This window comes from Streptomyces kronopolitis (assembly GCF_050953795.1).
GTDB classification, from domain to species: Bacteria; Actinomycetota; Actinomycetes; order Streptomycetales; family Streptomycetaceae; genus Streptomyces; species Streptomyces kronopolitis_A.
This window is the reverse complement of record NZ_CP191850.1, coordinates 3,436,534-3,462,945: the sequence shown is the minus strand read 5'-3', so window position 1 is coordinate 3,462,945 and position 26,412 is coordinate 3,436,534. Positions and strand designations below refer to the sequence as shown.

Genomic DNA, 26,412 nt, shown 5'->3' with positions numbered 1-26,412 from the left:
TGTTTGTTTGTGTTTGGTCGGCGTGGCTGAGGAGCTCCCGTGAAGAAGACGACGACCCGGCTCGCGGACGGCCGGGAGCTCATCTACTACGACCTGCGCGACGACGCCGTACGCGACGAGCCGGACCCCCGCCCCCTCGACCCCGTCGCCACCGCCGCCGAGATCCGCCACGACCGGCTGCTCGGCGACCGGGTCGCCATCGCCTCGCACCGGCAGGCCCGCACCTACCACCCGCCGGCCGACGAGTGCCCGCTGTGTCCCTCCCGGGAGGGCCGGCACTCCGAGATCCCCGCCCCGGACTACGACGTCGCCGTGTTCGAGAACCGCTTCCCCTCGCTCGCCGGAGACCGCGGCCGCTGCGAGGTGGTCTGCTTCACCTCCGACCACGACGCCTCCTTCGCCGACCTCACCGAAGCGCAGGCCGCCCTGGTCCTGGAGGCCTGGACCGACCGCACCGCCGAACTGTCCCAACTCCCGGGCGTGGAACAGGTCTTCTGCTTCGAGAACCGCGGCGCGGAGATCGGCGTCACCCTCGGCCATCCGCACGGCCAGATCTACGCGTATCCCTTCGTCACCCCGCGCACCGCCCGCATGCTCGACTCCCTCGCGGCACACCGCGCGGCCACCGGCGGGGGCAACCTCTTCGACGAGGTGGTCGCCGACGAGCTGGCCGACGGCCGCCGCGTCATCCTGGACGGCGCGCACTGGGTGGCGTTCGTGCCCTACGCCGCCCACTGGCCCTACGAGGTGCACCTCTACCCCAAGCGGCGGGTCCCCGACCTGCTCGCCCTTGACGAGCCGGCGCGCACCGAATTCCCACAGGTTTACCTGGAAGTCTTGCGGCGCTTCGACCGGATCTTCGACGAGGGGGACGGCCAGGGGGAGCGCACCGCCCGCACGCCGTACATCGCCGCCTGGCACCAGGCCCCGCCGCGCGCCGAGCACCGTGGCGATTTCGCACTCCACCTCGAGCTTTTCACCATTCGCCGCACTTCCGGCAAGCTGAAGTTTCTCGCGGGTTCCGAATCCGGCATGAACGTGTTCATCAATGACGTGCCGCCGGAGGCCGCGGCCGAGCGACTGCGAGAGGTAGCGAGCAAGTGAGCAAGAAGTACCTGGTCACGGGCGGTGCCGGTTACGTCGGCAGCGTCGTCGCGGCACATCTGCTGCAGGCCGGCCACGAGGTCACCGTGCTGGACGACCTGTCCACCGGCCACCGCGAGGGCATCCCCGCCGGCGCCCATTTCCTCCAGGGCCGCATCCAGGACGCCGCGAAGTGGCTCGACCCGTCCTATGACGCGGTGCTGCACTTCGCCGCCTTCTCCCAGGTCGGCGAGTCCGTGGCCGACCCCGAGAAGTACTGGCGCAACAACGTCGGCGGCACCATGGACCTGCTCGCTGCCATGCGCGACGCCGGGGTGCGCACCCTCGTGTTCTCCTCCACGGCGGCCACCTACGGCGAGCCGAGGTCCACCCCGCTCACCGAGTCCGCCGAGACCGCCCCCACCAGCCCCTACGGCGCCAGCAAGCTCGCCGTCGACCACATGATCAGCGGGGAGGCCGCCGCCCACGGCCTGGCCGCCGTCTCGCTGCGCTACTTCAACGTCGCCGGCGCCTACGGCAGCTGCGGCGAGCGCCACGACCCCGAGTCGCACCTCATCCCGCTCGTCCTCCAGGTCGCCCAGGGCAAGCGCGAGGCGATCTCCGTCTACGGCGCGGACTACCCCACCCCCGACGGCACCTGCGTACGCGACTACATCCACGTCGCCGACCTCGCCGAGGCCCACCTCCTCGCCCTGGACGCGGCCCGGGCCGGCGAGCACCTGATCTGCAACCTCGGCAACGGCAACGGTTTCTCCGTCCGCGAGGTCATCGAGACCGTCCGCAAGGTCACCGGCCACCGCATCCCGGAGATCGCCGCCCCGCGCCGCGCCGGCGACCCCGCCGTGCTGGTCGCCTCCGCGCAGCGGGCCGTCGACCGCCTCGGCTGGCGGCCCAGCCGCACCGACCTCGCCGGGATCGTCGCCGACGCCTGGCAGTTCGCGCAGCACCTCGAACGGACGAAGGAGTCCTGATGACCGCGCACGGAGCCGTCACCCCGGCCACCGGGCACGCCGACCGCGCCCGGCACACGGCGGAGCGGTTCGCCGCCGTGTACGGCACCGCGCCCACCGGCCTGTGGGCCGCGCCCGGCCGGGTCAACCTGATCGGTGAACACACCGATTACAACGACGGCTTCGTGATGCCGCTGGCCCTGCCGCACACCACCATCGCCGCCGCCTCGGCCCGCACCGACGGGGTGCTGCGGCTGCACTCCGGCGGCGCCGGCGGCGGCATCGTCGAGCTGCGCGCCGACGAGCTGCGCCCGGCGCCCGGCCCGGCGTCCGAGGCGCTGGAGCGCAGCCGGGACGGGGTGCAGCGCAGCGGGGGCTGGGCCGCGTATCCGGCGGGCGTCGTCTGGGCGATGCGGGAGGCCGGGCTGCCCGTGGGCGGTGCGGATCTGCACTTCGAGAGCACGGTGCCGACCGGAGCCGGACTCTCCTCCTCCGCCGCCCTGGAGGTCGCCACCGCGCTCGCCCTCAACGACCTCCACGCGCTGGGGCAGCGGCCGCAGGAGCTGGCGCGGCTCGCCCAGCGGGCCGAGAACGCCTTCGTCGGCGTGCCCTGCGGAATCATGGACCAGACCGCGGCGGCCTGCTGCACCGAGGGCCACGCCCTGTTCCTGGACACCCGTGATCTCACCCGGCGGCAGATCCCGTTCGACCTGGCGCACGAGGGGCTGCGGCTGCTGGTGGTGGACACCCGGGTCCAGCACGAGCTGGGGGACGGCGCGTACGCCGAGCGGCGCGCCGGCTGTGAGCGTGGCGCGCGGGCGCTCGGGGTGCGGGCCCTGCGCGAGGTGGAGTACGCGCATCTGTCCGAGGCCCTCGCCGAGCTGTCCGGCGACCCCGCCGTCCAGGCCCTCGTCCGGCACATCGTCACCGAGAACCACCGCGTCGAAGAGGTCGTCGCCCACCTCGACGCCGGCCGCACCCGGGCCATCGGCCCCCTGCTGACGGCCGGTCACGCCTCGCTCTGCGACGACTTCGCGATCTCCTGCCGCGAACTCGACCTCGCCGTCGACAGCGCGCTGGAGGCGGGCGCCCTCGGTGCCCGGATGACCGGCGGCGGCTTCGGCGGCTCGGCGATCGTCCTGGTGGAGGAGGCGGACGCGGCGGGCGTCGGCGCGGCCGTCACCGAGGCGTTCGCGGCGGGCGGCCATGCCGTGCCGCGGATCTTCGAGGCCGTCCCCAGCGCGGGGGCGCACCGCATCGGGTAGGGCGCGCCCGGCGGCGCGCGGTCGTCCGGTGTCCGGCGAACGGCCCGGCGGGGCAAGCAGTTTCGTCAATCACCTTCCCTCGCCGCACCCCGTCCGTACGCTGAGATCCTGCACCGGTGGGGGCCGGTGCCGATCAGGGGGCGAGACCGTTCGGGTGCGACGCCCGGGGTGGGGTGGCAAGTCGGCGCGGCGGCGGCCGTGCGGCTGAGGCGATCTTCAACCCGGGTGTCGTGCCCGCTATGGTCCGTTCACCGGGACAGGGGGTCTCTGTGCAACGCATCCGGGTTCTGGTGGTCGACGACCACCGCATCTTCGCCGAATCCCTGGCGGCCGCGCTCGCCGCGGAGCAGGACGTGGACGTCGCGGCCGCGGGCAGCGCCCCCGCGGCGCTGCGCAATCTGGACCGGGCGGCCACCGAAGGCCGCCGCTTCGACGTGCTGCTCGCCGACGCCGACCTCACCGCGCCGCTGCTCGCGGTGCCGCCGCAGTCGCCGGCGCCGCTGCGCGAGAGCGTGCCGCGCGCCTGCCCGCGGGACGGCATCGCGCTGGTCTCCGGCCTGCGCACCAGCCATCCGTATCTGCGCACCGTCGTCCTGGCCGACCGCGACGACCCGCGCCGCGCGGCCGCCGCCCTCCAGGCCGGCGCCTCCGGCTGGGTCGCCAAGGACTGTTCGCTCTCGCGGCTGCTGGCGGTGATCCGCGGCGTCCTGCGGGACGAGACGCATCTGCCGCCCGCGCTGCTGACGGGGGTGCTGCGGGAGCTGACGGCCGCCCGCAAGCACCGCTCGGAGAGCGAGCGGCTGGTGGAGTCGCTGACCCCGCGCGAGCGCGAGGTGCTGCGCTGCATGGTGGCGGGCCTGGGCCGCAAGGCGGTCGCCGAGCGGCTGTTCCTCTCCCCGCACACGGTCCGCACCCATATGCAGAACGTGCTCGGCAAGCTCGGGGTGCACTCCACCCTCGCCGCGGTGGCACTGGCCCGCCGGGCCGGCGTCGGCCCGGTCGAGTTGGAGGCCGCGGCCTCGGTGCCGGTGCCGTGAGCGGCCGGGGCCCGCGGGAGCGCACCGGGCCGGCGCACGCCACCGGCGGGACCACGGACCCGTTCTAGGGGGCGTCGGCCAGGACGGCCACTCCCCGTGCGTCCAGCGTGATCCGGCCGACGGCCCCCGCCCCGGACCCGGTCCCGCCCGCCGCCGCGAGCACGTCGCGCATCGGCGCCGGCAGCTCGACCTCGACGGGCCGCGACCCGTGGTTGAGCAGGAAGACATGGCGGCCCCCGGGGCCCTCGCGAACGGTGGCCTGGACGCCCTCCGGCAGGCCCGGCAGCACGGGTGCCACGCCGGCCGCCGCACGGACGTCGTCGAGCAGGGCCCGCATCAGGGCCGCGTCGAGCCGGGTGCCGACGTACCAGGCCGTGCCCCGCCCGTAGGCGTGCCGGGTCACCGCGGGCCGGCCGGCGAGGTCGCCGTCCGTGAAACGGGCCACCGCCGCGGCCCCTTCGAGGACGAGGGCCTCCGACCACAGGTCCGCCCGCCCCGTGAAGGCACCGTCCCCGACGGTCACCGACCGGCCCGCGTCCAGCGGCCAGAACTCCTCCACCCGCAGCCCCAGCACCTCCCGCAGCGGCCCCGGATACCCGCCCGGATGCACCCGGTCGTGCTCGTCGACGATCCCGGAGAAGAACGACACCAGCAGCCGCCCGCCGGCCCGTACGTACGCGGCCAGCCGCCGGGCGTCGGACGCGGTGAGCAGATACAGGTTGGGGGCCACGACCAGCCGGTAGCCGGACAGCTCGCGCTGCGGCGGCACCACGTCGCAGGCCACCCCCGCCTCGAAGAGCGGCCGGTAGTGATCCAGCGCGATACGGGAGTGGTCCAGCGCGGTCGACGGCTTGGAGTCCAGCTCCAGCGCCCACCAGCTGGGCCAGTCCGCCAGCAGCGCCACCTCGGCCCGGGACCGGGTGCCCGCGAGGTCCGGCAAGGAGGCGAACTCCGCGCCCAGCGCCGCCACTTCGCGGAAGATCCGGGTGTCGGTGCCGCCGTGCGGCAGCATCGCCGAGTGGAACTTCTCCGCTCCGCCCAGCGACTGCCGCCACTGGAAGAACAGCACCGCGTCCGCCCCCTGCGCGACCGCCTGCCAGCTCCACAGCCGCATCGCGCCGGGCGGCTTGGGTCCGTTGCGGGGGCGCCAGTTGACCGCGCCGGGCGCCTGTTCCAGCAGCATCCAGGGCTGCCCGCCGCGCGCCGCGCGCATCAGGTCGAAGACATAGCCCGCCCGGATGTGGTCGTCGGGCACATATGGGTCCTGGTAGAAGTCCAGCGCCACGGTGTCCAGGTGCGCCGCCCAGGCGAAGGCGTCGACGGGCTTGTGCTGCGGCATCAAGTTGGTGGTGACCGGCACCCCGGGCGTCACGCGCCGCAGGACCTCCTTCTCGGCCAGGTAGCAGGCGCGCAGCGCCTCGTCGCCGAAGCGCCAGTAGTCCAGCTGCTGGGCGGGGTTGGGGAAGGTGGGGGCGGTGCGGGGCGGCAGCACCTCGTCGAAGTCGCCGTAGGCCTGCGACCAGAAGGCCGTGGACCAGGCGGCGTTGAGCGCGCCGATATCGCCGTAGCGTGCGCGCAGCCAGCGCCGGAAGTCGTCGGCCGACACCTCGCAGTAGCACTGCCGGGTGTGGCAGCCGTATTCGTTGCCGACATGCCACAGGGCGAGCGCCGGATGGCCGGCGTAACGGGTGGCGAGCTGCTCGACGAGGCGGACGGCGTGGGCGCGGTAGACGGGGCTGGAGGGGCAGTAGTGCTGCCGGGCGCCGGGCCAGCGGCGCCGGCCGTCGGCGTCCTCGGGCAGGATCTCGGGGTGCGCGCGGGAGAGCCAGGGCGGTGGTGAGGCGGTCATGGTCGCCAGGCAGACGGCGATCCCGGCGCCCGCAAGGCCGTCCATGACGCGGTCGAACCAGCCGAAGTCCCAGGCGCCGGGCCGGGGTTCGACCCTGGCCCAGGAGAAGATCCCGGCGGTGACCATGGTGACGTGGGCCGCCCGCATCAGCGTCACGTCCTCGGCCCACACCTCCTCGGGCCACTGCTCGGGGTTGTAGTCGCCGCCGAAACGGATGCCCATCGGACCTCCTGCGTCGAAGCTCGGGCGGGGCGCGCGGCCCCGCCGCCCGGTTCACGAAGAGTTCTTGTAGACGCTCCAGCCGCCGTCGACGACGAGGCTCGCACCGGTGACGAAGGAGGCCTCGGGGGAGAGCAGGAAGGTGATGGCGGCGGCGACCTCCTCCGGCCGGCCCAGCCGCCGGGCCGCCGTCTGCGCGGCGCTGGCCTGGCGGTCCTCCTCGTCGATGCCGTCCCAGGCCGCCGTCAGCACGGGACCCGGCAGCACGCAGTTGACCCGCATCCCGGGCCCGTACTCGACGGCCAGCTGCCGCCCGAGCCCGGTCAGCCCCGCCTTGGCCGCCGCGTACGCGGGCCGCCCCGGGAGTCCGATCAGCGCATGGACGGACGAGGTCAGCACCACCGAGCCGTCGTGCGCCCGCAAGTCCTCCAGGGCGGCGCGCACCCCGAGGAACGAGCCGGTGAGGTTGACCGCGAGCTGCCGGTCCCATTCGGGGAGCGGGGTGTCGCCGACGGTCGCCACATACGGCAGAAAGGCGTTGCTGACCAGCCCGTTCACCGGCCCGTAGCGCCGCCGGGCCGCCTCGACGGCCCGCCGCCAGTCGTCCTCGTCCGCTACGTCGCAGTGCTCGTACGAGGCCTGGCCGCCGGCCGCCCGGATGCGGCGCGCGGTGCGCTCGCCGCGGGCGTCGTCGATGTCCAGCAGCAGGACGCCCGCGCCCTCGGCCGCCAGCCGGTCGGCGGTGGCCGCCCCGATCCCGGTGGCGGCGCCGGTCACCAGGACCGTACGGCCCTCGAACCGCCTGCCGTACGGCCCGTTCGACGAGTGCGGTGCGCGCTGCTGGCTCATGGCGCGATCAAAGCCCACGAGTCGAGCGGCGGGCAAGGGGACGCGGCGCGAGGGGGCGCATACGGAATCAAGGGGCGCACAACAGCTCTTGACGCTTCGTCAGGTATGTGTGTGACATCGGGTCGCACGCCGGTATCCGTCGGCCTCCGCGGATGTCCGCCGGGCGGCTCCCCGGTGCGGTCGGCTGCGTCTGCCGGCCCGGCCGGTTGCCTGGCCGGGAGTGGTCGCCTCCCACCCGTCCGCGAAAGAATCCGGCCACGTGAGGGGAGGGGGGAAGCCGGCCACGGGTCCGGAACGGGTCGGAAGCGTCCGGGAGCGCCGCCGGGTGAACCGCCCCGCTACCCCGGGATGTTGTCGAACGGGCCGGTCAGCCGCCGTAGCAGCCCGGCCAGTTCGCCACGCTGGTCACGGGAGAGCTCGGCGAGGATGGCGCGCTCCTGGATCAGCAGTCCGGCCAGGGACCGGTCGGCCTTGTCGCGGCCCGCCGCGGTCAGCCTGACCAGCACTCCGCGCCGGTCGCTGGGGTCGGGCAGCCGCTCGACCAGGTCCTTCTTGGCGAGCCGGTCGATGCGGTTGGTCATCGTCCCCGAGGTGACCAGGGTCTGCGTCAACAGTGCGCCGGGGGAGAGCTGATAGGGCGCCCCGGCGCGCCGCAGCGCGGTGAGCACGTCGAATTCCCAGGGCTCCAGGCCGACCTCGGAAAAGGCGATCCGGCGAGCCCGGTCGAGGTGTCTGGCCAGCCTGGAGACGCGGCTGAGGACCTCAAGCGGCTCCACGTCGAGGTCCGGGCGCTCGCGGCGCCATGCTGCGACCAGTCGGTCGACCTCGTCCTCCATGACGATCAGTGTAGAGGGTCTGTCGACATGAAGTCTCTTGACGTCGAGATATATTTCGTTGGACGATGGGCATCGTCGGCGGGGGCCCGGTTTCCAGCCGAGTCGGCCCGAACCAGCCCGTGCCAGCCTTGTGCCTGCCCTGCACCAGCGAAGGGGTTTCGACCATGCACGACGCACCAACCTGGGATCCGCAGCAATACCTCCGCCACTCCGGGCACCGTACCCGTCCCTTCCTCGACCTCCTCGCCCGGATATCGGACCTGCCCCGGCCCGGCCGGCCCGCCCGCATCGCCGACCTCGGCTGCGGTCCCGGAAACGTCACCTCGCTGCTCGCCTCCCGCTGGCCCGACGCGCACATCACCGGCTACGACAACTCCCCGGAGATGCTCAAGGAGGCCGAGACGCACGCCGGCCCCACCCCGGGCGGCGGCCACCTCGACTTCGCCCCCGCCGACGCCGCCGACTGGGCGCCCGAGGAGACCTACGACCTGATCGTGTCCAACGCGGCACTGCAGTGGGTCCCCAACCACCCCGACTCCTTCGCCCGCTGGATCGACGCCCTCACCCCCGGCGGCGTCTTCGCCTTCCAGGTCCCCGGCAACTTCACCTCGCCCAGCCACGCCCTCCTGGGCGAGCTGTGCGACGCCCCGCAGTGGCGCGAGCGGCTCACCACCCACGGCCGCCGCTACGTCCACATCCTCGAACCGGCCGACTACCTGGAGCGCCTCGCCGACCTCGGCTGCGCCACCGACGTGTGGGAGACCACCTACGTCCAGCTCCTGGAGGGCGAGGACCCGGTCCTCGACTGGGTCAAGGGCACCGCCCTGCGCCCCGTGCTGACCGCGCTGGAGAACGATCCGCAGACCCGCGAGGCCTTCCTCGCCGAGTACCGCGACGCGCTGCGCAAGGCCTACCCCACCGGCGCCCACGGCACCGTCTTCCCCTTCCGCCGCATCTTCGCCGTGGCTCGCAAGCCGGCGGACGGCTGACGCCCGACGCGCTTCCCCACCCGTGAGGAGCCGCCCGTGATCACCGGCCTCGACCACCTCCAGCTCGCCGCGCCCCCCGGCACCGAAGACGCCCTGCGCGCCTACTACGCGGACCTCCTCGGCATGACCGAGGTCCCCAAGCCGGCGGGGCTGGCAGCTCGGGGGGATGGGGGTCCCCCCTGCTCGAGCGAAGCCGAGAGCTTGGGGGATGGTTCGAGGCCGGTAGGGCCCGGCTCCATCTCGGCATCGAGCCGGACTTCCGGCCCGCGCCCAAGGCCCACCCCGGCCTCCGCGTCCACGACATCGACGCCCTCGCCGCCCGCCTGACCACCGCCGGCGCCCCCGTCACCTGGGACTCCGGCCTCCCCGGCCACCGCCGCTTCCACTCCCTGGACCCGGTCGGCAACCGGCTGGAATTCCTGGAGCCGCAGGACTGAGCCTCAGTTCTTGCGGTGCCCTATCAGGCGGGGGCGGGCCTCCAGGTTGCCCAGGCCGTGCCAGGCGAGGTTGACGAGGTGGGCGGCGACCTCGGCCTTCTTCGGTTTGCGGGTGTCGACCCACCACTGGCCGGTCAGGGCGACCATGCCGACCAGGGCCTGGGCGTAGAGGGGGGCCAGCTTCGGGTCGAAGCCGCGGGCCTTGAACTCCAGGCCCAGGATGTCCTCCACCTGGGTGGCGATATCGCTGATCAGGGAGGCGAAGGTGCCGGTCGACTGGGCCACGGGGGAATCGCGGACCAGGATGCGGAAACCGTCGGTGAAGGTCTCGATGTAGTCGAGCAGCGCGAATGCCGCCTGTTCGAGGAGCTCGCGGGGGTGGCCGGCGGTCAGCGCGCCGGTCACCATGTCCAGCAGCTGGCGCATCTCGCGGTCCACGACCACCGCGTACAGGCCCTCCTTGCCGCCGAAGTGCTCGTAGACCACCGGCTTGGAGACCCCGGCCTTGGCCGCGATCTCCTCCACCGACGTGCCCTCGTAGCCCCGCTCGGCAAAGAGCGTGCGACCGATGTCCAGCAGCTGCTCCCGGCGCTCCGCACCGGTCATCCTGACCCTGCGGGCCCGCCGGGTCCCCGGAGCCGGGGACGGCTTGGCCTTGCTGTTGCTCGCGCTGCTGTCGTCGATCGCCACCCGTCAATCATGCCTTCCCCGGTTACCGCCGGGTGGTACCCCCGGCAGCCACCGGCGTGCGGCGGGCCTCCAGCCGGGACGCGTCCGGCCAGCGGACGTCGTAGGCCCAGCCCGCCTTCTCGAACCAGCGGATGATCCGGGCGCTGGAATCCAGCTGCCCCTTCAGGACGCCGTGCCGGGCGCAGGTCGGGTCGGCGTGGTGCAGGTTGTGCCAGGACTCGCCGCAGGACAGGACGGCCAGCCACCAGACGTTGCCGGAGCGGTCACGGGACTTGAAGGGGCGCTTGCCGACGGCGTGGCAGATGGAGTTGATCGACCACGTGACGTGATGCAGCAGCGCGACCCGGACGAGGGAACCCCAGAAGAACGCGCTCAGCGCACCCTGCCAGGACCAGGTGGCCAGGCCGCCCACCAGCGGCGGGATCAGCAGGGAGACCGTGGTCCACAGGATGAACTGGCGGGAGATCGAGCGGATCGCCTCGTCCTTGACCAGGTCCGGTGCGTACTTCTGCTGCGAGGTCTGCTCCTCGTCGAACATCCAGGCGATGTGCGCCCACCACAGCCCCTTCATCAGGGCGGGCACCGTCTCACCGAAGCGCCACGGGGAGTGCGGGTCGCCCTCGGCGTCGGAGAACTTGTGGTGCTTGCGGTGGTCGGCCACCCAGCGCACCACCGGCCCCTCCACTGCCACCGACCCCATGATCGCCAGCGCGATCCGCAGCGGGCGCTTCGCCTTGAAGGCGCCGTGGGTGAAGTAGCGGTGGTAGCCGATCGTGATGCCGTGGCAGCCGATGTAATACATCGCCGTCATCAGCGCCAGGTCCAGCCAGCTCACGCCCCAGCCCCAGGCCAGCGGCACGGCGGCCACCAGCGCCACGAACGGGACGACGATGAAGAACAGCAGGGCGATCTGCTCGATCGATCTGCGTTGCTCACCGCCCAGCGTCGCGGACGGCTGAGCGCTGCCGGCGGCGGGGGAATCGGCAGGAATCGGGGGGTCTTCTACGGCTTCAGGACCAGCGGTCATGGTGTCCCTCGTCGGGGGCTCGGGGGCACGGCTACGGCTACGGGACCGTAACCTACGGTTTCGTAAGTATGGCAGTGACGCCGACACGGGCAAGGCCGTGACAGGCGCCACACCTCCCGGCGCCGCAGCAGATGCCCACCAAGCGGACGGTGTGATTCCCGGACACTGGGCAGACCTATCCTGGGGACGTCGGACAGCGCGGTCCGCACCCGCCCGCATCAGACCAGCCCATCCGTCGCCCGCCACCCTCATGCCAGAGCCGCGGCGCGACGTCCCTGATCGCTGCAAGGAGCGCACCTGTGAGCAGTGCCGACCACACCCCGGCCGAGACCGCGATCGCCGAGAGCCTGGACGCCGGCCCGAGCGACAACGTCGCTCTGCGTGCCGACATCCGCCGCCTCGGCGACCTCCTCGGGGAAACCCTCGTCCGCCAGGAGGGGTCCGAGCTGCTCGACCTCGTCGAGCGGGTACGCGCCCTGACGCGCGAGGACGGCGAAGCCGCTGCCCGGCTCCTGGGCGACACGGATCTGGCCACCGCCGCCAAGCTGGTGCGGGCCTTTTCCACCTACTTCCACCTCGCGAACGTCACCGAGCAGGTGCACCGCGGCCGCGAGCTGGCCGCCCGGCGCTCCGCCGAGGGCAGCATCCTGGCCCGCACCGCCGACATGCTGAAGGACGCCGACCCCGAGCACCTGCGGGACACCGCCCGCAACCTCAACGTGCGCCCCGTCTTCACGGCGCACCCCACCGAGGCCGCCCGTCGCTCCGTCCTGACCAAGCTCCGCAAGGTCGCCGAGCTGCTGGACAGCCCCGATTCCGAGCGCCGCCGCGCCGACCTGCGCCTGGCCGAGAACATCGACCTCATCTGGCAGACCGACGAGCTGCGCGTCGCCCGCCCGGAGCCCACCGACGAGGCCCGCAACGCGATCTACTACCTCGACGAGCTGGGCCGCGGCGCCGTCGGCGACGTCCTGGAGGACCTCGCCGCCGAGCTGGAGCGGGCCGGCACCGAGCTGCCCGCCGGCACCCGCCCGCTCACCTTCGGCACCTGGATCGGCGGCGACCGCGACGGCAACCCCAACGTCACCCCGCAGGTGACCTGGGACGTCCTGCTCCTGCAGCACGAGCACGGCATCACCGACGCCCTGGAGCACGTCGACGAGCTGCGCGGCGCGCTGTCCAACTCCATCCGCAACTGCGGGGCCACCGAGGAGCTGCTGGCGTCCCTCCAGCGCGACCTCGACGTGCTGCCCGAGATCAGCCCCCGCTACAAGCGGCTGAACAGCGAAGAGCCCTACCGCCTCAAGGCCACCTGCATCCGGCAGAAGCTCGTCAACACCCGCGAGCGGCTGGCCGGCGACACCCCGCACGTGCCCGGCCGCGACTACCTCGGCACCGCGGAGCTCCTCGACGACCTCGCCCTGATCCAGACCTCGCTGCGCGAGCACCGCGGCGGTCTGGTCGCCGACGGCGGCCTGGAGCGCACCCTGCGCACCCTCGCCGCGTTCGGTCTGCAGCTCGCCACGATGGACGTCCGCGAGCACGCCGACGCCCACCACCACGCCCTGGGCCAGCTCTTCGACCGCCTCGGCGAGGAGTCCTGGCGCTATGTGGACATGCCGCGCGACTACCGCCGCAAGCTCCTCGCCAAGGAGCTGCGCTCGCGCCGCCCGCTGGCCCCCACCCCCGCCCCGCTCGACGAGGCCGCCGCCAAGACCCTCGGTGTCTTCCGCACCATCGGCAAGGCCAAGGACACCTTCGGCCCCGAGGTCGTCGAGTCCTACATCATCTCCATGTGCGCCGGCTCCGACGACGTGTTCGCGGCCGCCGTCCTCGCCCGTGAGGCCGGTCTGATCGATCTGCACGCCGGCTGGGCCAAGATCGGCATCGTGCCGCTGCTGGAGACCACCGACGAGCTGAAGATCGCCGACCAGCTGCTCGAAGAGATGCTCGCCGACCCCTCCTACCGGCGCCTGGTCGCCCTGCGCGGCGACGTCCAGGAGGTCATGCTCGGCTACTCCGACTCCTCCAAGTTCGGCGGCATCACCACCTCCCAGTGGGAGATCCACCGCGCCCAGCGCCTGCTCCGCGACGTCGCCCACCGCCACGGCGTGCGGCTGCGCCTCTTCCACGGCCGCGGCGGCACGGTCGGCCGCGGCGGCGGCCCCTCCCACGACGCGATCCTCGCCCAGCCCTACGGCACCCTCGAGGGCGAGATCAAGGTCACCGAGCAGGGCGAGGTCATCTCCGACAAGTACCTGGTGCCGTCGCTGGCCCGGGAGAACCTGGAGCTGACCGTCGCGGCCACCCTCCAGGCCTCCGCCCTGCACACCGCCCCCCGGCAGTCCGACGAGGCGCTGGCGCGCTGGGACGCGGCCATGGAGACGGTCTCCGAGGCCGCCCACGGCTCCTACCGCCGCCTGGTGGAGGACCCCGACCTGCCCGCGTACTTCTTCGCGGCCACCCCCGTCGACCAGCTCGCCGAGCTGCACCTCGGCTCGCGCCCGTCCCGCCGCCCCGACTCCGGCGCCGGCCTCGACGGACTGCGGGCCATCCCGTGGGTCTTCGGCTGGACCCAGTCCCGCCAGATCGTCCCGGGCTGGTACGGCGTGGGTACCGGCCTCAAGGCCGCCCGCGAGGCCGGACTCGACAGCGTGCTGGACGAGATGCACGAGCACTGGCACTTCTTCCGCAACTTCCTGGCCAACGTCACCATGACGCTGGCCAAGACGGACCTGCGGATCGCCCAGCACTACGTGGACACCCTCGTCCCGGAGAACCTCAAGCACGTCTTCGACCACATCAAGGCCGAGCACGAGCTGACCGTCGCCGAGGTCCTGCGCGTCACCGGTGAGAAGAAGCTGCTCGACTCCAACGAGGTGCTCCAGCAGACCTTCCACATCCGCGACGCCTACCTCGACCCGATCTCCTACCTCCAGGTCTCGCTGCTGCACCGCCAGCGGACCGCCGCCGAGCGCGGCGAGGAGCCGGACCCGGTCCTCGCCCGGGCCCTGCTGCTCACCGTCAACGGTGTCGCGGCCGGCCTGCGCAACACCGGCTGACCGGCGCCCGGCAACAGCGCGGCGGCCCGCCCCCTCACCGGAGGGGACGGGCCGCCGCGCCGTTGTGCCCTACATCGCCGCGAAGGCCGCGCCCAGCAACACCGCCCCCAGCAGCCCCATCACCCACGCGGTACGCCGCATCCGCATCCCGCCGGCCACCACCAGCGCCGCCAGCAGCAGTGCCCCCGCGAACGGCACCCACGCGTGCAGGATCCCGGCCGTCCCGGCCCGCACCGCGTGCGTCGTCCCCGGCTCGACCACCACCTCGACCCGCTCGCCCTCGTCGGGCGCGGCCGCCTGCGCGATCGTCACCTTCGGCCGCCGCCGGCCGTCGCCGCCCGTCGGCACGTACGGTCCCGTGCACCGCTCACCCGTGCACGCCGACACCGTCATCAGCCCGCGCTCCCGCGCCTTGACGAGCATCGCGTACTGCGCGGTGTGCCAGGACGTCCACACCCCCGCCACCAGCAACAGCGCGGCCAGCAGCCCCATCACGGCGATCCTGGCGACGAGCAGCGCGCCGTAAGCACTCTCACCGGCCCGGCGGGTACGACTGCGTCTGACCGGACGGGGGCGCGTACTGCTTCGGGGCATGGCGGCGATCCTTGGCCATGCTTCAGCGCCCGTCAACCTCCGGCGACGGTTCGTGGGCCCTCGACCCGCGCTGTCCCGTTCAGGAGCTGTAGGTGCTCTGTGCCCGTTCCAGACCGTCCAGGATCAGCGCCTCGACCGCGTCCGCGGCGCGGTCCACGAAGTAATCCAGTTCGCGCCGTTCGGCCGAGGAGAAGTCCTTCAGCACGAAATCCGCCACCTGCATACGGCCCGGCGGACGCCCGATCCCGAACCGGATCCGGTGGTAGTCGGCACCCAGGGATTTCGTGATCGACTTCAGACCGTTGTGGCCGTTGTCGCCGCCGCCCAGCTTCAGCCGCAGCGCGCCGTAATCGATATCCAACTCATCGTGAATGGCAATGATGTGGGCGAGGGGCACCTTGTAGAAATCCCGGAGAGCGGTGGTCGGCCCGCCCGATACATTCATGTACGAGGACGGCTTGGCCACCACCACCCGCCGGCTTGCCGGCCCCGGCGCACCGCAGCGGCCCTCCACCACCTGGGCCCGCGCCTTGTGCGCCTTGAAACGGCCCCCCATCCGCTGGGCCAGCAAATCCGCCACCATGAAGCCCACGTTGTGGCGATTTCCGGCGTACTCCGGGCCCGGATTACCCAGCCCCACGACCAGCCACGGATCCGCGTCCGACATTCCGTCACTCCCACATCCCGCCGACCGCCGCCGGCCAACGACCGCAATTGCCCATGAAACAGCCCAACCGCCACCCCGCACCCAAAGGCGCGCGGCGGCGGTTGGACGACTCGCTGAGAAATCTACCCAGCGGAAGAGACTCAGGCCTCGGCGGCCTCGCCCTCACCCTCGGCGGCCTCCTCGGCCGGCGCCTCGGCCTGGGCGGCGATGACCTGCACCACGACGGCGTCGTCCTCGACGGCCAGCGAGGAGCCGGACGGCAGGGTGATGTCCTTGGCCAGCACCGAGGCGCCCGCGTCCAGGCCCTCGACGGAGATGGTCACCGACTCCGGGATGTGGGTGGCCTCGGCCTCGACGGGCAGGGTGTTCAGGACGTGCTCCAGCACGAGCTGGCCCGGGGCGAGGTCGCCCTCGACGTGGATCGGGATCTCGACGGAGACCTTCTCGCCCTTCTTCACGGCGAGGAAGTCCACGTGGACGAGGAACTGGCGGATGGCCTCACGCTGCACGGCCTTGGGGATGACCAGCTCGGACTTGCCGTCGAACTCCAGGCGGAGCAGGGCGTTCGGCGTCTTCAGGGCCATCATCAGTGCGTGGTTGTGGATCGCCACGTGCTGCGGCTCCGCGCCGTGGCCGTAGACGACGGCCGGCACCAGGTCGGCGCGGCGGGCGCGACGGGCGGCACCCTTACCGAAGTCGGTACGGACCTGGGCGGTGAGCTTGACCTCAGCCATAACGGCACTCCTCGTAACTCAGAAACATCTGGTGGGCGTCACCCGGCCCAACGACAGACCTGCTACGAAGAGCGCGTCGATAACGGACAGCCACCACACAGGGCGGCCTCCCTCGCCGAGCAACTCGATGAGTCTACCCGGCCGGGAGGCCGCCCCAAAGTCGATCAGTGTGCGCTAGCGCACCGGTCCGCTCACTGCTCCTCGAAGAGGCTCGTCACCGAGCCGTCCTCGAACACCTCGCGCAGCGCCCGGGCGATCGTCGGAGCCATCGACAGCACCGTGATCTTGTCCAGCTCCAGCTCCGACGGGGTCGGCAGGGTGTTGGTGAAGATGAACTCGCTGACCTTCGAGTTCTTCAGCCGGTCCGCGGCCGGGCCGGACAGCACGCCGTGCGTCGCGGTCACGATCACGTCCGAGGCGCCGTTCGCGAACAGCGCGTCGGCGGCGGCGCAGATCGTGCCACCGGTGTCGATCATGTCGTCGACCAGGACGCAGACCCGGTCCTTCACGTCGCCGACGACCTCGTGCACGGTGACCTGGTTCGCCACGTCCTTGTCGCGCCGCTTGTGCACGATCGCCAGCGGGGCGCCGAGGCGGTCGCACCAGCGGTCGGCGACCCGCACCCGGCCGGCGTCGGGGGAGACCACCGTGAGCTTGTCGCGGTCCACCTTGGCGCCCACGTAGTCCGCGAGGACCGGCAGCGCGAAGAGGTGGTCCACCGGGCCGTCGAAGAAGCCCATGATCTGGTCCGTGTGCAGATCCACGGTCACCACGCGGTCGGCGCCCGCGGTCTTCATCAGATCCGCGATGAGCCGCGCCGAGATCGGCTCACGGCCACGGTGCTTCTTGTCCTGGCGCGCATAGCCGTAGAACGGCACGACCACGGTGATGCTCCGGGCCGAGGCCCGCTTCAGCGCATCAATCATGATCAGCTGTTCCATGATCCACTTATTGATCGGAGCCGTGTGGCTCTGAATCAAGAAGCAGTCCGCGCCACGCGCCGACTCCTGATAGCGGACATAGATCTCGCCATTGGCGAAGTCGAATGCCTTGGTCGGGACCAGGCCCACACCCAGCTGGTGCGCGACCTCCTCGGCAAGCTCGGGGTGGGCGCGGCCGGAGAAGAGCATCAGCTTCTTCTCGCCGGTCGTCTTGATCCCGGTCACAGCAAATCTCCTCGAATCACAGTTTGCGTGCGCTCAACAAAGGTAAGCCCCGCACGGCGCACCTCTTGCACGGTCACCGCTCGCCCTCGGATTCCTGGCGAGCGGCCGAAGCCGCCTGCGCGGCGGCGCTTCCGGGCCGCTTGCGCGCGACCCAGCCCTCGATATTCCGCTGCTGGCCTCGCGCGACCGCCAGCGAACCCGGGGGCACATCCTTGGTGATGACCGAGCCGGCCGCCGTATAAGCGCCGTCCCCGATCGTGACCGGAGCCACAAACATGTTGTCCGAGCCCGTCTTGCAATGTGACCCGACCGTGGTGTGGTGCTTCGCCTCACCGTCGTAGTTCACAAAGACGCTCGCCGCTCCGATATTGGTGAACTCACCGATCGTGGCGTCTCCCACATAGGAGAGATGCGGCACCTTCGTGCCTTCGCCGATGGTGGCGTTCTTCATCTCCACGTAGGTGCCGGCCTTCGCCTTCGGACCGAGATCCGTACCCGGCCGCAGATATGCGTAGGGGCCGACATGCGCGCCCGCGCCGATCCGCGCGCCCTCCGCGACCGTGAACGAGGCCACCGCGCCCGCGCCCACCGCGGTGTCCGTCAGCCGCGACTGCGGACCCACCTCGGCGCCGGTGGCGAGGTGCGTGGTGCCCAGCAGCTGGGTCCCCGGGTGCACCGTCGCGTCCGGCTCGAAGGTCACCGACACGTCGATCAGGGTCGACGCCGGGTCCACCACGGTCACGCCGGCCAGCATCGCCCGCTCCAGCAGCCGCTCGTTCAGCAGCGCACGCGCCTGGGCGAGCTGGACGCGGTTGTTGATCCCGAGGATCTCGCGGTGGTCGGCCGCCACCGCGGCCCCCACGCGGTGCCCGGCCTCGCGCACGATCCCCAGCACGTCGGTGAGGTACTCCTCGCCCTGGCTGTTGTCCGTGCGCACCTTGCCCAGGGCGTCCACGAGCAGCCGGGCGTCGAAGGCGAAGACCCCGGAGTTGATCTCCCGGATGGCGCGCTGGGTGTCGGTGGCGTCCTTGTGCTCGACGATCGCCGTGACCGCGCCGCCCGCCTCGCGCACGATGCGGCCGTAGCCGGTGGCGTCGGGGACCTCGGCGGACAGGACCGTGACGGCGTTGCCGTCCGCGGCGTGGGTGGCGCCGAGCCGCTCCAGGGTCGCGCCGGTCAGCAGCGGGGTGTCGCCGCAGACCACGATCACGGTGCCGTCGAGGGCGACACCGCTCTGGCTCAGCTCCTCCAGGGCCGTGCGGACCGCGTGGCCGGTGCCCTTCTGTTCGTGCTGCACCGCGGTGCGCACGGCGGGGTCGGTCTCGGCGAGATGGGCCCGCACCTGCTCACGGGCGTGGCCGACGACCACGACGAGGTGCTCGGGGTCCAGCTCACGGGAGGCGGCGACGACATGTCCCACGAGGGAGCGGCCGCAGAGGGCGTGCAGGACCTTGGGGGTCGCCGACTTCATGCGGGTGCCCTCACCCGCTGCGAGAACGACGACGGCTGCCGGGCGGTTGGCGCTCACGGGGATGCCCTTCGGCTTCTTGGCTACTTCGGGTGGTGGTCACCCGAAGGATACCGGTGCGTATTGCAGCCGAAACGCGTGCGGGTCCTGACGTGGTGGTCAGGACCCGGAAATATGCCTGTGGTGCGTCTGCTCCCCTGCCAGGACTCGAACCCGGACATAAGGCACCAAAAGCCTCAGTGCTGCCAATTACACCACAGGGGATGGTAGGGCGAACCGCCCCGGACAGTGCGCCGGTACGGCCGCTCGGCCACCCACACTATGCCGTACCACCAGCCGTTGATGCGACGGTACGGCTCCGTGTGATGCGGCCGTTGCCGCCGCCGCACCGCGGACCGGATCGCGCGGCGGCGGTGATCGCGCGCCGGCGCCGCCGCGTGCGGCACGCGTCCGGACGGGCGTGCAGGCGTGCGGGGGCGGAGGGAAGCGCGCGAGTGTACGGGGCGGGTGCGGCGGGATGCCGGTAATGCGAGTGAATTTATAGTTCGAGGGAAATCCGGGGATAAGGCCTGGTAATGGGCTGCGCAACTCCTAGGGGGATCCGGTGCGGGCGCCCGTAGGCTGGGCGGTATGACCGCGACGGGGGCAAGTGACGAAGGCGTGGGCGCGCGGGGTGCGCCGGTGAACGGTCCGGTGGACGGGCCGTGGTGGTGGGCCCGGCGGCGAAGCGCCGTACTGGATGTGTTTCTGGCGGCGGCGTCCGCCCTGGAGTGCCTGATCGAGGGGGCGAAGTTCGCCGACGAGGCACAGCTGCCCGAGCTGCTCGGGCTGTTGCTCGGCCTGCTGGCGGGCTCGGTGCTGCTGGTGCGCCGGCGGTGGCCGGTCGCGGTGGTGCTGGTGTCGATCGCGGTGATGCCCGCGGAGATGGGCGTCATCCTGGGCCTGGTGGGGCTGTACACGCTCGCCGCGTCGGACCTGCCGCGCCGGATCATCACGCTGCTGGCCGGGATGTCGGTGGCGGGGTCGTGGGTGACGTCGTACCTCAACGTGCAGCAGGGCATGGCCGGGCAGCGGGAATTCCGCCCGCCGCTGTGGTTCGCGCCGGTGACCTCGGTCGCGGTGGGGCTGTTGCTGACCGCGCCGCCGGTGCTGTGGGGCCTGTACATCGGGGCCCGGCGGCGGCTGGTGGAGAGCCTGCGGGAGCGGGCGGACGGCCTGGAGCGGGAGCTGTCGCTGCTGGCCGACCGGGCCGAGGAGCGCGCCGAGTGGGCCCGTAACGAGGAGCGCACCCGCATCGCGCGCGAGATGCACGACGTGGTCGCCCACCGGGTGAGCCTGATGGTGGTGCACGCGGCCGCGCTGCAGGCGGTGGCGCTGAAGGATCCGGAGAAGGCGTCGCGGAACGCGGGGCTGGTCGGCGACATGGGCCGCCAGGCGCTGACCGAGCTGCGGGAGATGCTCGGGGTGCTGCGGACGGCCGAGGGGCCGGCGGTGCGGAGCGCCCCGGCGCCGGCCGTGCCCGAGCGGCTGGCGGCGGTGGCCTCCCGGGCGGGGGCACAGGCGACGGAGCGGGAGCGGCCGGCCGGGCCGTCCGGGCGGCCGGCCGGGGGCGCCGACGAGCCGGGGCCCGTGGGTGTGGCGGCCGCCGGGGCACCCGTACCGGAGCAGCGGGCCGGCGAGGCGGCGGCCGAGGGGCCGCAGCTCGCGGAACTGGCGGACCTGGTGGGGCAGTCCCGGGCGGCCGGGATGACGGTCGAGCTGACGATCGACGAGGACGCCGGGCAGGCGGCGGCCGAGGCCGGGTGCCGCTACGCGGCGCGGGTGGAGCGGACCGTCTACCGCGTGGTCCAGGAAGCGCTCACCAATGTGCACAAGCACGCGCCGGGCGCGCAGGCGCGGGTGCGGCTGGCGCACCGGGACGGCGAACTCGCGGTCCAGGTGGAGAACGGCCCCGGCGAGAGCGGCGCGGCCGGTGCCGGGCTGCCGAGCGGCGGCAACGGCCTGGTGGGGATGCGGGAGCGGGTGACCGCGCTGGGCGGCGTCTTCGTCTCCGGCCCGACCGAGACCGGCGGCTTCCGGGTGTCGGCGGTGTTGCCGGTCTCCGCGGTGCAGGCCGCCTGAGCCCGCCGGCTCAGCCGGCCGGGTGCGGCGCGAGCCGGGTGGGCCGGGTGCCCAGCACCAGCGTTCCCAGCGCGGTGTCGATGTCGGGCCCCAGGTACCAGTCGCCGGTGTGGTCGAGGCTGTAGACCCGGCCCTCGGCGTCGATGGCGAGGGCGGCCTGGCCGTACGTGGCCCCGTCGGGCGCGGTGAGTTCCTCGCGGCCGAGCGGGGCCACGTCCGTCTCCAGGGCGCGGCCGAGGTCGCCGAGGGTGCGGGCGAGGTGCAGGCCGTGCAGCGGGTCGAGCACGAAGGGGGCGGGGGCGATGTGGCGGCCGGGCCCCGGGCCGGTGATGTGCAGAGCGCCGAATTCGGCCCAGGCCTCGACTGCCGCGGCGAAGACGGTGTGGCGGTGGCCCGCGGGCGAGGTGTGGGCGCGCAGGGTGTCGGCCCAGTGTTCCGCCTGCTTTATGTCCCAGCGGCCGGGGTGCCAGCCGGCGTCCTGGAGCGCGACGTCGACGGCGGCGGGAAAGCGGGTGGAGTCGCCGCGGTCGTGGGCGGCGGTGCGCGGGCCGGGGGTGGTCGGCATGGTGACGGTCAGCTTCCTGTGGGCGTCGCGCCGACGGGCATGACACCGAAGTGGGCGAGGAGTGCGTCGCAGGAGCGGCACGGCGGGGCGTAACTGCCGTGCCGGGGGTCGCCGTCCTCGCGGATATGGCGTGCGGTGATCTTGGAGTGTTTCAGGGAACGGCGGGCTTCGCCATTGGTCAGCGGCTTGCGGGAGGCGCGCTTGCCGCGGCCGGCCTCGACGGCGGTGAGGTGGCGCGAGAGCAGGACGGCTTCGGGGCAGCGTCCGGTGAAACGTTCGCGCTGTGCGGTGGCGAGCGCGTCGAGGAAGTCCTGGACCAGCGGGTGGAGCGCCGGCGGCTGTTCCGCCTTGCTTGCCGTGCAGGTAAGAGTTTGTCCGCGTACTGACAGGGCGGCGCCGACGGTGGGGAGGATGCCGTCGCGGCGGTGGCGCAGGGCGGGCGCGCGAGAGGTGTCGGCGCTGCCGCCCCAGCCGATGCGGGGGTCGCCGGCTGAGTTGTGGTGGCGTGCGGTGGTGCTCATCGTGGTGCTTTCCCTCCCCGAATCCCCGTGGTGCTGGGGGTCCCCCCACCGAAGGTGGGGGAGGGTCAGCCTGCCAAATGTGCTGGGTGTTGCGGTAGTCGGGCGGCCTGTCGGCGATCTCACGGGGAGCTGACGGGGCGTCGGTCGCGGGGAAACGCGGCTGGTCGGCGGGGTGGTGCGCGGGGGGCTCGTGGGTGGTGGGGCGGCGGGTGACGTCGGTGTGTCGCCGGGCTGACGTGCGGGGGGACGGGGCGGCGGCCGGTTCGGCCGTACGGCTTAGGCTGTGCCCCAAAGCCGGCTTCAGCCAGGGGGCAACCGCGATGACGACAGGTCCGCAAGGGCTGGGGGCATTCCCCGGCTCCCGCGCGGCGGGACATGCCGCGCCACCGAACGCGGCGTATGCCGGGCAGGTCGTACATTTTCCGGATCCGGTGCGTGCCGCCCGGTACCCGGCCGGGGTGCGGATGGACGCCCGCGGCTTCCCGGAGTTCACGCCCTACGCGCGCGCCGCGGCGGAGATCGCCGAGCCGCCGGAGGGCTTCGGCGTCGACGAGCTGCGGCTGACGGACTACGTCTCGGCGAACGCCGCTCTGCACGCGCGGGGCCACGACCTGTGGATAGACGTGCCCGCGGTGGCCACCCCGCACGGCTGGACCTGGCACCACGTGGCCGGCACCCGGCGGATGGAGCTGGTGCCGGTCGAGGTGAAGGCGCTGCTGCGGCACCACGGCGGGCTGGCGACGACCGCGGTGGCGCACGACCGGCGCGGCACCCGGCCGCTGCAGGAGACCCGGCCGGCGCACTTCGGGCTGCCGCACCGCGAGCTGTCGGTGAGTGAGGAAGCGCTGGCGCAGGCCGAGGAGTCGCTGGGCTACCGGCTGCCGGAGGCCTACCGCGCGTTTTTGAAGGCGGCGGGCGGGTGCGCACCGGTGGGCGCGGCGCTCGACGCGGAGTTGGGGCTGCTGGTCGACCAGCCGTTCTTCACGGTGCGCGACGACGTGGCGGTCAACGACCTGGTCTATGTGAACAAGTGCCTGCGGGACCACTTCACCAAGGACTACCTGGGCGTGGCGTTCGTGCAGGGCGGGGTGGTCGCGGTGAAGGTCCGCGGCGAGGCGCTCGGTTCGGTGTGGTTCTGCCCGTACGACGACGCCCGGGACCGGGACGGCTGGACGGTGCAGGAGCGCGTGGAGCGGCTGCTGTTGCCGTGCGGCCAGGACTTCGACGACTTTCTGCTCCGGCTGGCGGGCAATCCGCCGGAGCTGGAGACCGTGGCGGACCTGATGGTCGACGGCGGTTTCGCGTACCAGGTTGCGGTGGGGGGCTGAGCACGGTGGTGACGTTCGCGCAGGCGCAGGAGCGCGCGGAGCTGTGGGTGAACGGCGAGGTGGCGCCGCAGTTCCACCGTGAGGTACAGGTGCGGGAGTTCGACCTGGGCTTCGTGGCCTGGGCCGAGGACCGGGGTGCGGATCCCTCCGGTGCCGAGGGCTCCGGGGGAGGTCCGTCGGCCGGCGGCCGGGCCCGGCTGGTGATCGCCCGGGACAGCGGGGAGACCACGCTGTGGCCGGGACTGCCGGTGGGCGAGGTGATCCGGCGCTACGAGGAGGCCTACGGCGCTCCCGCGGACGGCGGGTACCACGCGCCCGAGCCGCCGCAGCGGATCGATCTGGAGGCCACGTCCTTCCTGTTGACGCCGCCGGAATGGCTCCAGGAAGCGGCCGACGCGCGAGGAGCCGCGGAGCGGCGGGCGGCGGAGGGCACGGGCGCCGGCGCACCGCTCCCGGCCCCGACGCCGCTGCCCGGGCCCGCCGCCGCGCCCCCGGCCGCCGACGCCTGGGCCGGGGTGAACGTGAACGCCGCCGACGGCGGGACCGCCGGGGACGGCGCGGGCCCGGCGACCGGGTCCGCCGCGCCGGCCTCGTGGGACGGCGCCGACACGACGCACGGCGCGGGCGGCGACCGCTCGGTCGAGCTGCCCCGGACGGTCTTCGCCCCGCCGCTGGCCGGTTTCGACGAGGTGGAGGACACCCCGCCGGCGCCGCGGGCGCGCCCCGAGGCCAAGACCGAACTGCTCCAGGGCGGCAGCCAGTTGCCGCGCACCCAGGTCGCGCCCGCGCTCGACCTGCCGGAGGCCGAGGGCGGCCCGGCGGGACGGCCGCGCCCGGCCGGCGGGCCCGATGACGGGATGCTGCCGCCGCCGGTGCCGTCCGCACCGCCGTCCGCCGACGGCCTGTCCGCGCTGCCGCCGCCGTCCGGGCCGCCGGTCACCGATGTCCCGCCCCCGCCGGGCGTCCCCGGATCCGCCGACGCGGAACCGGGTGTTCCGGCTCCGCCGGCGCCGCCCGCGGCGCCCGTGGGCGGCGGGGTGCACGCCGCCGCGACGATGCTGGCCGACGGCTCGGCGCTGCCCGGCAACGCCGCGGCGGGCCCGCCGCCGCCCCCCGGGCCCCCCGGTACCGGCCGGGACGGCGCCCCGCGGGAGGCGCCGGAGGCCGACGCCCCCCGGACCGCACCGGCCGGTGGCTACATCCCCACCCAGCTGGTGTCGCAGCTGGACGCCGCGGACGTGGATCTCAGCGCGGTGGACGGGCCGGACGGGACGGGGACGGCCGGCCGCGTCGAGGGCTCCGCCGCTGACACGGATTCCCCCGCCGCCGGCGGTCCCCGCTCCGGCGGGGTGCACGCCGCCGCGACGATGTTGGCCGACAGCGGGGCCCTCCAGGTGCCGCCGCCGCCCGCCACGGGTGGTCCGGGCGCGGCCGGCGGCCCCGGTGTGCCGCCGCCGCCCGGCCCTCCGGGGGTGCCGGGCGCGCCCAAGCCGCCCGGGCCGCCCGGAAAGCCGGGCACGTCCGGGAAGCCCGGCGCGGGCGCTCAGCCCCCCGGCGGCCGGGCCGGTCCGCCTCCTCCGCCGCCGGCCCCGCCCGCCGCGGGCGGTACGGGCGGCGGGGTGCACGCCGCCGCCACGATGCTCGCCGACGGCGCGGCGCTGGCCGCCGGTGCGCCGAGCGGGCCCGGAGTGCCGCACGCGGCCGGTCCCGGTGTGCCCCCGCCCGGGGTGCCCACGGCGCCGCCCGGCCCCCCGTCGGCCCCGCACGGGGCGCAGGGCGCGGGCGCGCCGGTCCCCGGCCAGGGTGCCGGCGGCCCGGGTGCGTACGGCTACCCGCCGGCGCCCGGCGGTCAGCCGACCGTCGGCCCGGGCTACATGGCCGTCCTGAGCTACCGCGCGCCGGACGGCTCCGAGCAGAAGATCGTGCGCCGCTCGGCGCCCGGGACGCCGCACCCCGAGTGGCAGCTGCTGCACGAGCTGCGCGGGATGAACGTGCCGCCGCAGCAGGTGCTGGAGCTGCACACCGAGCTGGAGTGCTGCGATCTGCCGGGCGGCTACTGCGCCCGGATGATCCGGGACAACTGGCCGCAGGTACGGATCAGCCACACCGCCGCGTACGGCCGCGACCACGCCTCGCGCCAGCAGGGCGTGCGGCACCTCGTCGAGCACCAGGGCGAGTTGCACCAGGTCGCGGACGGCCCGGCGCGGCCGGCCCCGGTGCGGGTGCCGCTGCCGCACCCCTCGCAGGTGCAGCCGATACCGCCGGCGCCGCCGCAGCTGATCGGGCAGGAGCTGGAGCAGGCCTTCGGGCCCCAGGGGATCTTCCGTTTCGAGCAGCGGGCGGTCTCCCGGCACGGGGTGCCCGACGTGGTGGCCCAGATGCTGGTGTGGGCCGGGCTGCCGGTCGACTTCGGGCCGTTCTTCTGGGCGCAGGCCGCGCCGGGCCGCCCGGTGCCGACGCTGGCGGAGCTGGCGGCGGAGCGCGGGGTGCAGCCGGCCCCGGACGCCGGCTCGTATCTGGTGATGGGCAACGACTTCGGCCGTCAGCTGTGTGTGCAGTACGGCAGCGCGCACATCGTGGCGGTGCCGATGGAGGCCGGGCCGGGCGGGGCGCCCGCGACCCCGCAGTTCGTCAACTCCGGGCTGCCGGAGTTCGTGCGCGCGCTGGCGATGCTGGGGCGGATGTGGCGGCTGCGGTACGGGCTGACACCGGAGCAGGCCGGACGCTGGACCGTCGACTTTCAGGCGCAGCTGGTCGCGCTGGACCCGCCCGCGCTGGGCTCGCCGGAGACCTGGTGGTCGGTGCTGCTGGAACAGATGTGGGACGGGCTGCTGTAGGGGACGTCGTCCGGGCGGCCGGGCCCCGGGGGACCGCGGATCAGCGCCCCGGGCCGGCGCCCGGGTGAGCGGCGCCGGTCGGTCCGGGCCACCGGGT

General features: G+C 73.5%; 21 protein-coding genes, 1 tRNA gene and 1 pseudogene. 10 read left to right on the top strand and 13 right to left on the bottom strand.

The window, feature by feature from the left end; genetic code table 11:
* Positions 1 to 39 precede the first annotated feature (39 nt).
* From galT to ACQP17_RS15160, 4 genes are all read left to right on the top strand, one after another.
* On the top strand, positions 40 to 1,104 hold the full coding sequence (galT, locus tag ACQP17_RS15175; protein WP_433856785.1) for a galactose-1-phosphate uridylyltransferase: 1,065 nt from the start codon (positions 40 to 42) through the stop codon (positions 1,102 to 1,104).
* Entirely contained in the window at positions 1,101 to 2,075 is a 975-nt protein-coding gene (galE, locus tag ACQP17_RS15170) for a UDP-glucose 4-epimerase GalE (protein ID WP_433856784.1), read from the top strand. Before galT ends, galE begins: the two co-directional genes overlap by 4 nt.
* Positions 2,075 to 3,319, top strand: coding sequence for a galactokinase (gene galK / locus ACQP17_RS15165; RefSeq protein WP_433856783.1), 1,245 nt, complete (start codon positions 2,075 to 2,077; stop codon positions 3,317 to 3,319). Before galE ends, galK begins: the two co-directional genes overlap by 1 nt.
* A gap of 269 nt (positions 3,320 to 3,588) precedes the next feature.
* On the top strand, positions 3,589 to 4,356 hold the full coding sequence (locus tag ACQP17_RS15160; RefSeq protein ID WP_249634079.1) for a response regulator transcription factor: 768 nt from the start codon (positions 3,589 to 3,591) through the stop codon (positions 4,354 to 4,356).
* 64 nt (positions 4,357 to 4,420) lie between these two features.
* Here ACQP17_RS15160 and ACQP17_RS15155 read toward each other — a convergent pair whose 3' ends face one another.
* From ACQP17_RS15155 to ACQP17_RS15145, 3 genes are all read right to left on the bottom strand, one after another.
* On the bottom strand, positions 4,421 to 6,427 hold the full coding sequence (locus ACQP17_RS15155; protein ID WP_433856782.1) for a beta-galactosidase: 2,007 nt from the start codon (positions 6,425 to 6,427) through the stop codon (positions 4,421 to 4,423).
* 51 nt (positions 6,428 to 6,478) lie between these two features.
* On the bottom strand, positions 6,479 to 7,273 hold the full coding sequence (locus ACQP17_RS15150) for an SDR family NAD(P)-dependent oxidoreductase (RefSeq protein WP_433856781.1): 795 nt from the start codon (positions 7,271 to 7,273) through the stop codon (positions 6,479 to 6,481).
* 338 nt (positions 7,274 to 7,611) lie between these two features.
* A complete protein-coding gene (locus tag ACQP17_RS15145; RefSeq protein WP_329150420.1) occupies positions 7,612 to 8,109 on the bottom strand; it encodes a MarR family winged helix-turn-helix transcriptional regulator in 498 nt (165 codons plus the stop codon).
* Positions 8,110 to 8,273: 164 nt separating this feature from the next.
* Between ACQP17_RS15145 and ACQP17_RS15140 the strand changes: the two genes are divergently transcribed.
* Entirely contained in the window at positions 8,274 to 9,098 is an 825-nt protein-coding gene (locus ACQP17_RS15140) for a trans-aconitate 2-methyltransferase (protein ID WP_433856780.1), read from the top strand.
* A gap of 36 nt (positions 9,099 to 9,134) precedes the next feature.
* A pseudogene (locus tag ACQP17_RS15135) lies at positions 9,135 to 9,535 on the top strand (VOC family protein).
* A 3-nt stretch (positions 9,536 to 9,538) separates the two neighbouring features.
* Here the strand turns inward: ACQP17_RS15135 and ACQP17_RS15130 are convergent.
* On the bottom strand, positions 9,539 to 10,225 hold the full coding sequence (locus ACQP17_RS15130; RefSeq protein WP_433856779.1) for a TetR family transcriptional regulator: 687 nt from the start codon (positions 10,223 to 10,225) through the stop codon (positions 9,539 to 9,541).
* Between the two features lie 22 nt (positions 10,226 to 10,247).
* Positions 10,248 to 11,252, bottom strand: a complete 1,005-nt coding sequence (locus tag ACQP17_RS15125; protein ID WP_433856778.1) for an acyl-CoA desaturase — start codon at positions 11,250 to 11,252, stop codon at positions 10,248 to 10,250.
* Positions 11,253 to 11,551: 299 nt separating this feature from the next.
* Between ACQP17_RS15125 and ppc the strand changes: the two genes are divergently transcribed.
* Positions 11,552 to 14,314 (top strand): phosphoenolpyruvate carboxylase, encoded by a 2,763-nt coding sequence (gene ppc, locus ACQP17_RS15120; RefSeq protein ID WP_433856777.1) that lies wholly within the window; start codon positions 11,552 to 11,554, stop codon positions 14,312 to 14,314.
* A 69-nt stretch (positions 14,315 to 14,383) separates the two neighbouring features.
* On the opposite strand, the gene ACQP17_RS15115 is transcribed toward ppc, so the two are convergent.
* The 6 genes from ACQP17_RS15115 to ACQP17_RS15090 form a co-directional block, all read right to left on the bottom strand.
* A complete protein-coding gene (locus ACQP17_RS15115) occupies positions 14,384 to 14,908 on the bottom strand; it encodes a hypothetical protein (protein WP_433856776.1) in 525 nt (174 codons plus the stop codon).
* 79 nt (positions 14,909 to 14,987) lie between these two features.
* The gene (gene pth / locus ACQP17_RS15110) at positions 14,988 to 15,575 is read right to left on the bottom strand and encodes an aminoacyl-tRNA hydrolase (protein WP_433856775.1); all 588 of its coding nucleotides are present in this window, start codon (positions 15,573 to 15,575) and stop codon (positions 14,988 to 14,990) included.
* 140 nt (positions 15,576 to 15,715) lie between these two features.
* On the bottom strand, positions 15,716 to 16,309 hold the full coding sequence (locus tag ACQP17_RS15105) for a 50S ribosomal protein L25/general stress protein Ctc (RefSeq protein ID WP_433856774.1): 594 nt from the start codon (positions 16,307 to 16,309) through the stop codon (positions 15,716 to 15,718).
* A 191-nt stretch (positions 16,310 to 16,500) separates the two neighbouring features.
* Positions 16,501 to 17,475 carry a ribose-phosphate diphosphokinase gene (locus tag ACQP17_RS15100; RefSeq protein ID WP_364884088.1) on the bottom strand — a complete coding sequence of 325 codons (975 nt, stop codon included), beginning with the start codon at positions 17,473 to 17,475 and terminating at the stop codon, positions 16,501 to 16,503.
* Between the two features lie 73 nt (positions 17,476 to 17,548).
* On the bottom strand, positions 17,549 to 19,003 hold the full coding sequence (gene glmU, locus ACQP17_RS15095) for a bifunctional UDP-N-acetylglucosamine diphosphorylase/glucosamine-1-phosphate N-acetyltransferase GlmU (protein ID WP_433856773.1): 1,455 nt from the start codon (positions 19,001 to 19,003) through the stop codon (positions 17,549 to 17,551).
* Positions 19,004 to 19,135: 132 nt separating this feature from the next.
* Positions 19,136 to 19,207: transfer RNA gene (locus ACQP17_RS15090), tRNA-Gln, on the bottom strand.
* A 366-nt stretch (positions 19,208 to 19,573) separates the two neighbouring features.
* On the opposite strand from ACQP17_RS15090, the gene ACQP17_RS15085 reads away from it, so the two are divergent.
* The gene (locus tag ACQP17_RS15085) at positions 19,574 to 21,064 is read left to right on the top strand and encodes a sensor histidine kinase (RefSeq protein WP_433856772.1); all 1,491 of its coding nucleotides are present in this window, start codon (positions 19,574 to 19,576) and stop codon (positions 21,062 to 21,064) included.
* A gap of 10 nt (positions 21,065 to 21,074) precedes the next feature.
* Here the strand turns inward: ACQP17_RS15085 and ACQP17_RS15080 are convergent, their stop codons facing one another.
* Positions 21,075 to 21,629 carry an SUKH-3 domain-containing protein gene (locus ACQP17_RS15080; protein ID WP_433856771.1) on the bottom strand — a complete coding sequence of 185 codons (555 nt, stop codon included), beginning with the start codon at positions 21,627 to 21,629 and terminating at the stop codon, positions 21,075 to 21,077.
* Positions 21,630 to 21,637: 8 nt separating this feature from the next.
* The gene (locus ACQP17_RS15075; protein WP_433856770.1) at positions 21,638 to 22,150 is read right to left on the bottom strand and encodes a YwqJ-related putative deaminase; all 513 of its coding nucleotides are present in this window, start codon (positions 22,148 to 22,150) and stop codon (positions 21,638 to 21,640) included.
* Positions 22,151 to 22,470: 320 nt separating this feature from the next.
* Here ACQP17_RS15075 and ACQP17_RS15070 point away from each other — a divergent pair, with 320 nt between their 5' ends.
* Together ACQP17_RS15070 and ACQP17_RS15065 are read left to right on the top strand one after the other, a co-directional pair.
* Positions 22,471 to 23,478 (top strand): SMI1/KNR4 family protein, encoded by a 1,008-nt coding sequence (locus ACQP17_RS15070; RefSeq protein ID WP_433856769.1) that lies wholly within the window; start codon positions 22,471 to 22,473, stop codon positions 23,476 to 23,478.
* Between the two features lie 5 nt (positions 23,479 to 23,483).
* Positions 23,484 to 26,315, top strand: a complete 2,832-nt coding sequence (locus ACQP17_RS15065; protein WP_433856768.1) for an SUKH-4 family immunity protein — start codon at positions 23,484 to 23,486, stop codon at positions 26,313 to 26,315.
* Positions 26,316 to 26,412: the final 97 nt, after the last annotated feature.